General features: G+C 73.4%; 14 protein-coding genes. 9 read left to right on the top strand and 5 right to left on the bottom strand.

The window, feature by feature from the left end; genetic code table 11:
• Nucleotides 1–444 precede the first annotated feature (444 nt).
• Together ACIGXJ_RS36870 and ACIGXJ_RS36865 are read left to right on the top strand one after the other, a co-directional pair.
• A complete protein-coding gene (locus ACIGXJ_RS36870; protein WP_399655237.1) occupies nt 445–1,317 on the top strand; it encodes an RNA polymerase sigma factor SigF in 873 nt (290 codons plus the stop codon).
• A gap of 80 nt (nt 1,318–1,397) precedes the next feature.
• On the top strand, nt 1,398–1,832 hold the full coding sequence (locus ACIGXJ_RS36865; RefSeq protein WP_399655235.1) for an OsmC family protein: 435 nt from the start codon (nt 1,398–1,400) through the stop codon (nt 1,830–1,832).
• Nucleotides 1,833–1,990: 158 nt separating this feature from the next.
• On the opposite strand, the gene ACIGXJ_RS36860 is transcribed toward ACIGXJ_RS36865, so the two are convergent.
• Nucleotides 1,991–2,554: a histidine phosphatase family protein gene (locus ACIGXJ_RS36860; RefSeq protein ID WP_399655233.1), complete on the bottom strand. Its 564-nt coding sequence runs from the start codon at nt 2,552–2,554 to the stop codon at nt 1,991–1,993.
• 250 nt (nt 2,555–2,804) lie between these two features.
• Here ACIGXJ_RS36860 and ACIGXJ_RS36855 point away from each other — a divergent pair, with 250 nt between their 5' ends.
• The 4 genes from ACIGXJ_RS36855 (at nt 2,805) to ACIGXJ_RS36840 (ending at nt 5,157) form a co-directional block, all read left to right on the top strand.
• Nucleotides 2,805–3,026 (top strand): CbtB-domain containing protein, encoded by a 222-nt coding sequence (locus tag ACIGXJ_RS36855; RefSeq protein WP_399655231.1) that lies wholly within the window; start codon nt 2,805–2,807, stop codon nt 3,024–3,026.
• A gap of 18 nt (nt 3,027–3,044) precedes the next feature.
• A complete protein-coding gene (locus ACIGXJ_RS36850) occupies nt 3,045–3,788 on the top strand; it encodes a CbtA family protein (RefSeq protein WP_399655229.1) in 744 nt (247 codons plus the stop codon).
• A gap of 227 nt (nt 3,789–4,015) precedes the next feature.
• Nucleotides 4,016–4,381 carry a DUF6153 family protein gene (locus ACIGXJ_RS36845; RefSeq protein WP_399655225.1) on the top strand — a complete coding sequence of 122 codons (366 nt, stop codon included), beginning with the start codon at nt 4,016–4,018 and terminating at the stop codon, nt 4,379–4,381.
• Between the two features lie 95 nt (nt 4,382–4,476).
• Nucleotides 4,477–5,157: a DUF305 domain-containing protein gene (locus ACIGXJ_RS36840; protein ID WP_399655223.1), complete on the top strand. Its 681-nt coding sequence runs from the start codon at nt 4,477–4,479 to the stop codon at nt 5,155–5,157.
• Between the two features lie 86 nt (nt 5,158–5,243).
• On the opposite strand, the gene ACIGXJ_RS36835 is transcribed toward ACIGXJ_RS36840, so the two are convergent.
• Nucleotides 5,244–5,786 (bottom strand): M56 family metallopeptidase, encoded by a 543-nt coding sequence (locus tag ACIGXJ_RS36835; RefSeq protein ID WP_399655243.1) that lies wholly within the window; start codon nt 5,784–5,786, stop codon nt 5,244–5,246.
• 226 nt (nt 5,787–6,012) lie between these two features.
• On the opposite strand from ACIGXJ_RS36835, the gene ACIGXJ_RS36830 reads away from it, so the two are divergent.
• The gene (locus tag ACIGXJ_RS36830; RefSeq protein WP_399655221.1) at nt 6,013–6,381 is read left to right on the top strand and encodes an NUDIX domain-containing protein; all 369 of its coding nucleotides are present in this window, start codon (nt 6,013–6,015) and stop codon (nt 6,379–6,381) included.
• 10 nt (nt 6,382–6,391) lie between these two features.
• On the opposite strand, the gene ACIGXJ_RS36825 is transcribed toward ACIGXJ_RS36830, so the two are convergent.
• Nucleotides 6,392–6,763 carry a thioesterase family protein gene (locus ACIGXJ_RS36825; protein WP_399655219.1) on the bottom strand — a complete coding sequence of 124 codons (372 nt, stop codon included), beginning with the start codon at nt 6,761–6,763 and terminating at the stop codon, nt 6,392–6,394.
• Nucleotides 6,764–6,881: 118 nt separating this feature from the next.
• On the opposite strand from ACIGXJ_RS36825, the gene ACIGXJ_RS36820 reads away from it, so the two are divergent.
• Nucleotides 6,882–8,453 carry an FAD-dependent monooxygenase gene (locus tag ACIGXJ_RS36820; protein WP_399655217.1) on the top strand — a complete coding sequence of 524 codons (1,572 nt, stop codon included), beginning with the start codon at nt 6,882–6,884 and terminating at the stop codon, nt 8,451–8,453.
• On the opposite strand, the gene ACIGXJ_RS36815 is transcribed toward ACIGXJ_RS36820, so the two are convergent.
• Complete coding sequence (locus ACIGXJ_RS36815; protein WP_399655214.1) at nt 8,429–9,130, bottom strand: ScbR family autoregulator-binding transcription factor; 702 nt, start codon at nt 9,128–9,130, stop codon at nt 8,429–8,431. The genes ACIGXJ_RS36820 and ACIGXJ_RS36815 overlap by 25 nt on opposite strands.
• A gap of 164 nt (nt 9,131–9,294) precedes the next feature.
• Here ACIGXJ_RS36815 and ACIGXJ_RS36810 point away from each other — a divergent pair, with 164 nt between their 5' ends.
• A complete protein-coding gene (locus ACIGXJ_RS36810; protein ID WP_399655211.1) occupies nt 9,295–10,185 on the top strand; it encodes an NAD(P)H-binding protein in 891 nt (296 codons plus the stop codon).
• A gap of 39 nt (nt 10,186–10,224) precedes the next feature.
• Here ACIGXJ_RS36810 and ACIGXJ_RS36805 read toward each other — a convergent pair whose 3' ends face one another.
• On the bottom strand, nt 10,225–11,208 hold the full coding sequence (locus ACIGXJ_RS36805; protein ID WP_399655209.1) for a ScbA/BarX family gamma-butyrolactone biosynthesis protein: 984 nt from the start codon (nt 11,206–11,208) through the stop codon (nt 10,225–10,227).
• Between the last annotated feature and the right edge of the window lie 455 nt (nt 11,209–11,663).

The following is an 11,663-nucleotide window of genomic DNA, read 5'->3' as shown; positions in this document are numbered from 1 at the left end:
GGCTGCGGTGTCGGGTGCGTCGTCGTGGGGGTGCCTGCGGGGTGCGGCCGCGGCAGGCGCGGTGGCCGCGGCAGAGGCGGCAGGCGCGCCGGGGGTGGTGGTGTCGGAGGTGGCGTGTGCGGATGTCTCGACCAGCATGCGAAAGAGCTCCTGAACGCAGGTGTCAGGGACTTGCCGTGGGAAACGGGGCGGGGCTGCGGACGGCCCGCTCCGGGCGTGCGCCCCGCCGTGTGCCTCTGCTCCGAAGCACGGACTCCCGCCTGCCCCACGACTCGCCCCGCAAACAACGCGACGCGGCGTCATGGCCGATACATCACCCGAAGGGGCGGATTCGGGCACCGCCGTCCGGCCCACTTCCGGATCTGTCGGCCGATCGGAGGAGTGAAACGCGAGAAGCCGGGAAGTCGGGGGACGACATCAGGTTCCGACCCAGGGGAGGGCGGCATGGGAGCCGTGACGGTGGCCCACGCAACGGCCACGGCGGAGGGGACGGTCACCACCGACGCGAACCTGCCGCTCATCGAGGACCCCTCCCAGGTCCGCCCGAAGGACGCGCGTGAACTGTCCCGCGTGTTCTTCGCACGGCTGGCCGTGCTGGAGGAAGGCACCCCCGAACACCAGTACGTGCGCAACACCCTCATCGAGATGAACCTGTCGCTCGTGCGGTACGCCGCGTCCCGGATGCGGACCCGCGGCGACTCCCAGGAAGACGTGGTCTCGGTCGGCACCATCGGCCTGATCAAGGCCATCGACCGGTTCGAGCTGTCCAGAGAGGTCGAGTTCACCACCTTCGCCGTGCCCTACATCGTGGGCGAGATCAAGCGTTTCTTCCGCGACACCAGCTGGGCCGTGCACGTGCCGCGCCGGCTCCAGGAGGCGCGGGCCGAACTGGCGAAGGCGACCGACGAACTGCAGTCCCGGCTGGGCCGCACCCCCACCACCCGGGAACTGGCCGAGCTGATGTCCCTGACGGAGGAGGAGGTCATCGAGGCCCGCAAGGCGGCCAACTGCTACCGCACCTCCTCCCTGGACGCCGCCCTGACGAGCGAGGCGGACGGCACGGAGACCGCGCTGGCCGACCGCCTCGGCGAGGAGGACCCGTCGCTGGAGCTGGTGGAGGACTTCCGGTCCCTGGCCCCGCTGATCGCCGGGCTCGCCGAGCGCGACCGGCGGATCATCCACATGCGCTTCGTCGAGGAACTCACCCAGGCGCAGATCGCCGAGCGGCTCGACGTCTCCCAGATGCACGTCTCCCGGCTGATCAGCCGCATCATCAAGCGTCTGCGCACCGGACTGCTGGGACCCTCGGTGGCCTGAGGCCTGCGACTCGTCCATGCCGGGCGGACAGGTGCGCCCGGCCGGGGACTGCCGTGCACGCGCGGAGATACTGTCTCGGCATGACCGACAACACCCTGCGCTCCGTCACCGTGGAGCGCACCAGCACCGGCCACTTCGTCGCGACCAACGCCCGTGGCGGCACCGTCTCCTTCGGCAGCGGCTCCGAAACGGACACCGAGTTCACCCCGGTCGAGCTCCTGCTCGCGGCGCTCGCCGGCTGCACGGCGGTGGACGTGGACATCGCCACCAGCCGTCACGCCGAGCCCGACCGGTTCAGCGTCGCCGTGACCGGCCACAAGATCAGCGACGACCTCGGCAACCGGCTCACCGACCTCCAGGTCACCTTTTCCGTGACCTTCCCGGACACCGAGGGCGCCGACCGAGCCCGCGCGATCCTGCCCCGCGCGGTCAAGACCTCGCACGACCGGCTGTGCACGGTGAGCAGAACCGTGGAGATCGGCACACCGGTCACCGCGAAGGTCGAGGAGGCCTGAGCGGGGCCTTCGTACACGATCCGGCTACCGCTCTGCCCGCGAAGGGGCTTGGTGCGCGGGCACCGGGCACCACGGCCGGCGGCGCGCCGACAGCCCCGCAGGCCCCACGGGCGAGGACACCCGCGCCGCGCCTCGGCCGAACCGCTGAGGCCGACCGGTCACCGACCCGCGGCGGGCCACCGCAGGTTCCACCGGCCGCCCCGGCCCGTCAGCTCGACGGCGGCCAGGGGCGGCACGTCGACACGCCAGAACGACGTGCAGGGGGCGTTCAGCGCGTACAACACGGCGGCCCGCGCCAGCGACTGCTCCACCACGGCCGCGACCCGTCCCGAGCCCTCCGGCAGTGCGTCGAGCCAGGCGGCGGTCCGCCGGCACAGGGCGGCCACCGACTCCCCGCCGTGCGGTGCGGCCTCGGGGTCGGTGGTCCAGGCGGCCAGCGCCGCGGGGTCGTCGGCCGCCACCTCGTCGAGGGTCCGGCCGTGCCAGCGGCCCAGGTCGAGGTCGCGCAGGGCGTGTTCGACGGTGACGTCGTGCCAGGCCAGTGCCGTGGCCGTAGCGCGGCACCACTGTGAGGGACCGGAGTACCGGACGGTGACTCCGGGCAGCCCGTGCCCTGCCGTACGGGCCCGCGACAGCGCCCGTTCGTCGAGCGGGGAGTCGCCGAACCGCACCTCCCGCCCGGTCGGCGCGGCGGCGCACACGAGCGTGAGCCGGACGGTCATGCGCCCCCCTCAGCGGACTTCACCACGATCGACGTCATCGTAGGTGGCGCACGCCATGTTGGCCGACTTCCCTCCTGCCCCTACTCTGTGCGTGACAAGGACGACGGCGCCACGGAAGCCCGGTGCAAATCCGGCACGGTCGCGCCACTGTGTGCCGCCCCTCCCACGGAGGTGGTGGTGAGTCAGACCCAACGCCGTCGTCGCGTGCTCCACACGATGCGGGACGCGATGTTCCCGAGGAGGTCTCGCCATGGCGCAGTCCACTGCCGCCCCTGCCCCCACCACCCAGTCCGCCGTCGCCCCCCTGCCACTGAAGGCGGTCGCCCCCTGGGCGGTGTTCTTCGGTGTCCTGATGCTGGTCCTGCTGTACTTCGTCGGCGCCGAACAGGGTGCCGTCTCCGCTCTCTCCGGCGAGGGCGTGCACGAGTGGGTGCACGACGCCCGCCACCTGCTCGGCTTCCCCTGCCACTGAGACGGGCCGGGACCACACATGAATTCCGCCATCGTGCGTGCCCTGCTGGCGCGCGGCATGCTCGCCGGGCTCGGGGCCGCGGTCCCCGCGCTCGTCTTCGCCTATCTCGTCGGTGAGGGTCCGGTGGACGCGGCGATCGCGTTCGAGTCCGCCCACTCCCACGAGCACGGCGAGGAGCTGGTCAGCCGGTCGGTGCAGTCGACCGCCGGCCTGGCCACCGGAGTGCTCGTCTACGGTGTGGCGATCGGTGGCATCGCCGCCCTCGCCTTCTGCTTCGCGCTGGGCCGTCTCGGCCGGCTGTCGGCCCGGGCCACCGCGGCCCTGACGGGTCTGGCCGGGTTCCTCCTGGTCTACCTGGTGCCGATGCTGAAGTACCCCGCGAGCCCGCCCGCGGTGGGCGAGCCGGACACGATCGGGCAGCGCACCGCGCTGTTCTTCCTGATGATCGTGCTCACCGTCCTGCTGGGCACCGCGGCCGTCCTGCTCGGCCGCCGCCTCACGCCCCGCTGGGGCCTGGGCAACGCCTCCGTCGCGGCCGGCCTGGCGTTCCTGGCCGCCCTGGCGGTCGCGATGGTGTTCCTGCCGTCCGGGGACACCGTCCCGAAGGGCTTCCCGGCCACGGACCTGTGGGAGTTCCGCCTCGCCTCGATCGGCGTCCAGGCGGTGCTCTGGTGCGGGTTCGGGGTGATCTTCGGATACCTGGCCGAACGCGTCCTCGAACGGCGGCCGCACTCCGGCCGTCTGCCGGCACCGGTCGGCTGACCCGCGGCACCACCGCGCCGGGACCCGTCGGGGGCGCGCCCGACGGGTCCCGGCGTCTTCCCCCGCCTTGACCCCCGGTCGCCCTGGGGTGACAGCGGGTGCTCACCCGTTCGCCCGTGGCGGCCCGCCATCCTGGGAAGCGGCTTAGTAGTATGCGCGGGACGACACGATCGAGACTCCGGGTGGTCAGGTTGGGCAGGAACGCGCGACTGCGTGCGGGCGGGGCCTTGGGGCACCTCCTGCTGGTCGCCGTGCTCGCCCTCGGTGTGTTCGCCATGCACACGATGGGCCACCCCGAGCACTCCTCCGGCACGTCGCCGGACACGGTGACCCACGCCGTCGCCCACCATTCCGCGACAGCCCCCTCGCAGCCCGGGTCCGCGCCCTCGGCGGAGCAGCCCATGGCCGGCATGGACGTGCTGTCCGTGTGCCTCGCGGTGCTCGGCGGCGGCCTGCTCTGGGTTCTGCTGTGCGCGGCGGCCCGCCAAAAGGACTGGCTGCCGGCGCTGCTCGCCAGGGCGTCGGCCGCCCTGCCTCCCGGCAGGCCGCCACCGGAACCCCTCCTCGCCGAACTGTCGGTGCTGCGGATATAGGCCGGGCCGTGGCGCGGGCTCTGCCCTGCCCGCGCACGCCGCGCCCACCGCAACGAACCACACCGACAGACTCGTACAAGCGAGGTGCTTCTCAGATGACCGACCACAACTCCGCCCGCCGTCTTCGTCGTCGTACCGCGATCGTGAGTGCCGTGGCGGCAGGTGGACTGCTGCTCGCCGCCTGTGGCGGGGACGACATGGAGGGCATGGAGCACGGAAGCGGCAGCACCGCCTCCGCGGCCTCCACCCCGTCCCCGCGGACGCCGGGTGACAACCCGGCCCCCGGCGCGTTCAACGACACCGACGTCACGTTCGCACAGGGGATGATCCCGCACCACGAGCAGGCCCTGGAGATGTCCCGGCTGGCCGACGGCCGGGCCTCCGACGCGGAGATCAAGACCCTGGCCGGGGCCGTCGAGCAGGCCCAGGACCCCGAGATCCGGACCATGAGGTCCTGGCTGAAGTCCTGGGGCAGGCCCGAGTCCGCCGACGCGATGCCCGGCATGCACCACGGCTCCGGCGGCGGCATGGACCACTCGGCGATGTCCGGGATGATGTCCGACGAGGACATGAAGAAGCTCGAGGCCGCCCGGGGCACCGACTTCGACCGGATGTTCGCGGAGATGATGATCGAGCACCACGAGGGTGCGATCACCATGGCGCAGGACGAGCAGAAGAACGGCCGCAACGCGACCGCGAAGAAGCTCGCCGGCGACGTCGTGCGCAACCAGTCCGCGGAGGTCGACAGGTTCCAGGAGATCCTCGGCCGCCTCTGATCACCTGCCGCCTCCGCATCGCTGTCACACCGCCCGGGGCTCCGCGGCCACGGACGTGGCGCCCCGGGCGGTCGCCGTACGGCGCCTCACCCGACGGCCGGTACGCAGCCCAGCAGCACCGGCACCACCGCGGCCGCCACTCCCACCGCGCCTCGCGGGGCGACATGCGGCCGCCGCCACGGGGCGAGCGCCCGCCGCAGCCGGACCACCGCGTCGGGATCGCCCACCAGGTACGCGCCCTCGGGAGCCGTCCCGGCCACCGCCATCTCGTACAGAGCCGTGGCCAGCAGCCGGGGGTGGCGGCGCAGCGCCCGGTCGTCGGCGATCAACTCAAGGACTACGGACGTCTGCCGCTCGGCGTGAGGGGCGAGCGGCAGGCGCCGGAACACCCGGGCGAACGCCCTGGCCCCGGCCGGCGCCAGATGGTGGCGGCCCGCGATGTGAGCCCGCTCGTGCTCGAGTACGGCCCTGAGCTGCGCGGCGGACAGCAGCCGCAGCGTGCCCGTGCTGACGACGGCACGCGGCCGGTGCCCGGGCAGGCAGTAGGCGGCGGGCAGGTCGTGCTCGACGACGGTGGCACCCAGACGCGTCGAGCGGCGCCCCACCATGTCCAGCACCTCCCGGTGCAGGCGGCGGGCGCACCGGCCCCCGCCCCTCCCGGCAACTGCCCCGCCGGCAGCGATGGTTCGGCACCTCGCCCGTCCGCCCGGGATCTGCGCAGTCGGGAGCCGGGTTGGGAGCCCTCACCCTCCTGCCCGGCCTGCGGGCCCGTCGCACCCCGGCCGGCCCGTGCCTCCGCCCACGGTCTCCTCGCCGTTCGGGGTGCGTGGACAACTCGCCGGGTAGACAAGGCCCATGACAATAGATCAGTCAGGCGCGTCCCCGTCCGCCGTGCAGGCGGTCGTCGTGTACGACGGACAGGTGCTGCTCGTGCGGAGTCACGGCGGCTGGGGTCTGCCCACGGGCACCCCGGACCTGGCGGAGTCGCCGGAGGCCACGGCGGCCCGTGTCGTCTACGAACTCACCGGCTACCTCGTCGACGGCTCCCAGACGCTGCGGGACACCGCCCCGGCCGCGGTCGTCTGCCAACTGCTGACCGAGTCACCGTCCGACGGCGCGGACGTGCCTCCCGAGGGGATCCGCTGGACCGCGATCGAGGAGGCGGCCGAAGCCGCACTGCCCGAGGCGGTACGGACGTATCTCCTGGGCCACCGGCCGGTATGAGCGTCGCCGCTCAGCGGTCCGACACCTGGCCGGCCGCGGCCGCGACGAACCGGTCACGGTCGACGACGGCCCGTTCGATCTCACCGGTCGCGACCAGTTCACCCGAGTCGTCGACCGCCCGGACCTGGAAGGTGAGCCGTCGGCCGGTCGGGTCGGCGGGCGCCTGAGCGGACACCTCGACCGCCCCGCCCACCGCGGTGGGCCGCAGATGCCGGACGCGGACCGCGGTTCCCACGGTCGTCGACCCGGCCCCGGTCGACGGCCGGGCGGCCCGCACGGTCGCCGCCTCCAGCCAGGCGATCAGCCGCGGGGTGGCGAGGACGGGCACATCACCGCTGCCCAGCGCTGCCGCGGTGTCGTCGGGGGTCACTTCATGGCGCATGGGAACCACGCTATCGCCCGCCAGGCCATGGGCAGGGGCCCTGCGAAAGGGAACCGTCCGACCGGTATATTTCTCCGCGCTCTAGTGGGTGACCGACGACCGGGGTGGGACGGATCTGATGACGGGGCAAGTGCGGACGCAGGTCGTGGTGGTGGGCGGCGGCCCGGTGGGCCTGCTGGTGGCGGCCGAACTGGGCGCCTTGGGCGTGGACACCGTCGTACTGGAAGCCGCGACCGAGGTGTCGATGCGGCCCCGGGCGACCACGCTGCACGCGCGTGCGCTGCAGTGTCTGGTCAGGCGCGGGTACCTGCCGGAGCTGCGCCCGCACCCGCGCGACCCGGACGGCGAGGCGGCGGCGACACCCGATACGGCGACCACATCCGTGGCGGGCTCGACGCCCTTCCACTTCGGCGGTGTCGAGGGACTGTCGCTGTCCGTTCCGGCGGGTGAGCCGGGACCGCTGCTCAAGCGCGCCCAGGCCGACCTGGAGCGGATGCTGGAGGAGCGGGCGGGCGCGGCGGGTGCGCGGATCCTGCGCGGGCACCGGGTGACCGGGCTGACCCAGGACGGCGACGGCGTACGGGCGACGGCCGAGGGGCCCGGAGGGACGCTGAGCGTCACGGGGGAGTTCCTGGTCGGGGCCGACGGGGCGCGCAGCACGGTCCGCGAACGGGCGGGCATCGGGGCCGAGGAGTGGCCGGCGACGGTGTCGGCGATGGCGGGGCTGGTGGACCTCGCCGAGAACGAGGCACTGGAGGCGGGCTGGCACCGAACGGCCCGCGGCTGGCTCGTCGTGAAGCACGAGCCCGGGCGCGGTACGCATCTGCGGACCCTGAACTGCTGCCGTACGCACGCCCGTCGTGAGGAGCCGCTGACGCTCCGGGAGCTGCGGGAGGAGGTGTCCTGGCTCGTGGGGCGGCAGGTGGAGCTGGAGCGGGGGCGCTGGCTCACCCGGTTCAGCGACTTCTCACGGCTGGCCGACCGCTACCGGGCCGGACGCGTGCTGCTGGTGGGCGACGCCGCGCACGTCCACTTCCCGATCGGCGGACAGGGTCTGAGCACGGGACTGCAGGACGCCGTCGACCTGGGCTGGAAGCTGGCCCTGACGGTACGGGGACAAGCCGGCGAGGGCCTGCTCGACAGCTACGAGGCGGAGCGGCGGCCGGCCGCCCGGCGGGTCATCGACAACACCCAGGCCCAGCTGGCCCTGATGCGGCCGGGCGCGGAGGTCGACGCGCTGCGCTCGCTGTTCGCACGGATGCTGGAGTCGGAGGGGCCGGGCAGCCGGCTGGCCGGTCTGGTCAGCGCCCAGGACACCGCGCTGCCGCCCCGGTTCGGGCCCTCTGCCTGGGAGGGGCGCTTCCTGCCCAACGCCGCGCTGCGCACCCCGCGGGGCGGGACGGACCTGATCGGGCTGCTGCGGGACGGGCGGCCGCTGCTGCTGCTGTTCGGCGGACCGGACTGTGCCCGCCTGGAGGAGCAGGCGGGGCCGTGGGCCGACGTCGTACGGGTGGTGCGGGCGGAGCCGGTCGCGTCGCTGCCGTCCCCGGCGGTGCTGGTGCGCCCGGACGGCTACGTCGGGTGGGCGCCGGGCGGGACGGACCTGGAGACGGCGCTGGAGGGCTGGTTCGGCCGTCGCCCCCGACGCGGCGCCGGCGACGCCGGTCAGCTGACGGTCGCGGGCTCTTGACGGGCGGCGTCCCGCTCCTCCTGGGCAGCCAGCTCGAGCCGCTCCTGCTCGATCTCCGTGCAGACCTTTTCCCCGCGCTGGGGCGTGAGATCGAGGGCGGTGAGGACGGACGACATCGTGATGCTGGGCAGCAGATGGCGCAGCAGCTCGCTGACGCGCAGGGTCAGGTCCTGGTAGTCGGTGAGGGCCTGCGACATGGCCTGGATGCCCGCGAAGGAGCCGACGACGATGCCGGCCGTCTCGGCCGGATCCACGTGCGGGAGCAGCTCTCCCTGGACCTGGGCGCGCATCAGGAGGTCCGTGCCGATCTCGCGCCAGCGCAGGAAGGGGCCGCTGCGGTCCAGGCCCTGCGCGCGCTGGTCGAGGGCGAGGCGTACGCCCGCCCGGACCATCGGGTCGGTCTGCAGCCGGTAGGCGTGCAGCAGCACCACGTCGGCGAGTTCCTGTACCTTGCACGCGCGGGACGGGACCGCGAGCTGCTGGTCCTGCTCGGCGAGGACCCCTTCGGCGAGGTCTTCCTTGGACTGGAAGTGGAAGTACAGTGCGCCCTTGGTGACACCGGCGGCGGCGAGGATCTCACTGATGGTGGCAGCCTGATAGCCGCGTTCCTCGAACACCCTGGCCGCCGCCACCAGGATCGACTGGCGGGTGCGGATGGCCCGGTCCTGCTTCGCCATGGGTCCTGCCCTCCCTGTCCACGGCCGGGAGCCCGGAACGGCCCTCTAAAAAAACCGTCTAGTTCGTATCTTACAGGCCGGGATGTGAGCCGCGGCCCGAGCGAACCCGCCACCTGGCGGAATGCGCTTGCGGTGGCCGGATCCCGGCCAGGCAAGGAGTGTCAGTGATTCTCGTGACGGGCGCCACCGGAACCATCGGACGGCACGTACTGCGTCAACTCGCCGACGACACCGGGCCGTCCGCGGGAGCCGGCGGAGTACGGGTGCTCGTGCGGGACCCCGTGCGCCTCGACCCCGCCGCGGCGCGCGCCGCCGAGGTGGTCACCGGGGACTACGGCGACGAGGGCGCCCTGGAGCGGGCGTTGCGCGGTGTGCGCCGGGCGCTGCTGGTCACCACCCAGGTGACGGGCGAGCACGACGTCCGGTTCCTGGACGCCGCACGCGCGGCGGGCGTGGAGCAGGTGGTGAAGCTGTCGGCGGCGGCCGTCACCGACCCCGACGCCGACGATCTGATCACCGCCTGGCAGCGCCGGAGCGAGGCCCTGCTGCGTGATTCGGGCCTGGAGTGGACTCTGCTGCGGCCCCGCTCGTTCATGTCCAACTGCCTGTCCTGGGCGCCGTCCGTCCGCTCGGAACAGGTCGTGCGCGCGCTGTACGGCAGCTCGCTCAACGCGTCTGTGGACCCGCGGGACGTCGCCGAGGTGGCGGTGCGCGCGCTGACCGAGGACGGTCACGGCGGCCGGGCCCACCTGCTGACCGGCCCGGAGGCGATCAGCGCGGCCGGCCAGACCGCCGAGCTGGCCCGGCTGCTCGGTGTCCCGCTGCGCCTGGAGGAGTTGACGGCCGGCCAGGCGCGCGCGGCGATGCTGCGGCGCTATCCCGAGCCGGTCGTGGAGGCGCTGCTGCACAGTGCGCAGCGGCAGCGGGCGGGTGCCAAGGCCGGTGTGACGTCCACGGTGCACGACCTCACGGGCCGGCCCGCCCGGTCGTTCGCCCGATGGGCCGAGGACCACCTCGACGCGTTCGCGGTGCCGGCGACTCCGGCCGCCCGCTGAGCCGTTGCCCGAGGCCGGCACCCGGGGGTGCCGGCCCGGTCAGCCGTCGATCCGTGCCGCTACGACGGTGGAGCGGAACACGACCGCGTCGTCCTGGTAGGCGCTCACCGTGACGCGGTCGTCGCGGGAGGGGTCCCGGCGAGCCTCGATCATGCAGGGCGCGTCCAGCTCGACGTAGTGCAGGAACTCGTTGGTGATGCTCAGCGGGAGCATCACGGGGCGCCGCAGGGCAGCCGCGGCGGCCTGGCGGGCGGCTTCCATCAGCAGCATGCCAGGCACATGGTCGAGCGGGTGGTCGAAGAGCACCGGGTGCCGGGTGTCGACCCTCAGCTGCCAGCGGTCGGCCTCGCCCACGGGCGTGAGCGTGACATCGGTCGGCGACATCCTGCCCACCAGCTGCGGAGCGGCCGGCGCCGTCAGCGGCAGCACGCGCTGCATCGCGTCGGCGCGGGCGCCGCGCAGACGCCGGTAGACCGGCGGTGCTATCGAGGCCAGGGCGCCGCCGCCGCGCGCCGCGATCTCGCCGTCGCGGCGGATCTCCACCGCGATGCGCAGTCCCGCCAGGCTCGTGCCCCGCATGCGGACGTCGGGGCAGTCCACTGTGATGTCCAGCGACGCGGGCGTGTCTCCCACGATCATGTGCCGGGGGTCGACCGTGACGTCCAGGTCGGAGACCAGGAACTGGTGCCCCAGCGGCACGCCGAACTCCGCGTGCGCGAGGAGGATACCGGCCTGACGGATTGTTTCCGCGGCGATGAGCGGATCGTGGTGGCCCGCGACCGGGGTGAAGAAGCTGTGGCCCCGTGGCCACTGCCCCTGCATGGCGAAGCGCGTCTCGCCCTCGCGCCACCAGTCGGTGAGCATGACCTCCGCGACCGCGGCCCGGTGCACCAGCTCCTTGGGCACGGTGGTGGTGAGGGACGGGTAGCGGAAACCGCTGGGTGTGGCCGGTGCCCCGTAGGCGCCCTGGGCCGGTACCAGGCCTGCCGTGGTGTGCTCGGCCCGGAACGTGCTTGCCGTCATTGATCCCCCTTGGCAGCCGATCGTGGGAGTGGACCGTCGAACAGCCCCTCGTCGCCCTGAAGATACATACCAACCGGTTTTATTTCCAGCCGTACCCGGCAGCCGCTCCTGTCCGAAACCGCTGCGGTCGGGGTCGGTGATGGCGCTCCGTGCACGGTGGCCCTCCCCGGGTGAAGCCGATCGGTGTCCGCGTGCCGAGCGGTCGGACCCGGCCGGAATGGCCGGGTCCGACCGCTGCCGGCACCTCCTGGATGCCGTTCGGGCGCAGACGGATGCGGACAATTATGGACGCCCGCTCGCACTGGCTTGCGAGCGCCCCCCTAGAAGAGTGCCTTACTCCGGCCGACCGGCGGACCGTCCGGAGCGGGGTGCGGGCGCACGGACGCGCCCTTCAGGGCCGGGTGCCGAGCGGTGACACGCGTGAGTCCAGGGGTGCGCCGGCGCGTGCCCGCGCG

This window comes from Streptomyces sp. NPDC053367, from assembly GCF_044545925.1.
In the GTDB taxonomy this organism is placed as follows: Bacteria; Actinomycetota; Actinomycetes; order Streptomycetales; family Streptomycetaceae; genus Streptomyces.
The sequence above is the reverse complement of the archived record's forward strand: the minus strand, read 5'-3'. Positions and strand labels throughout refer to the sequence as shown.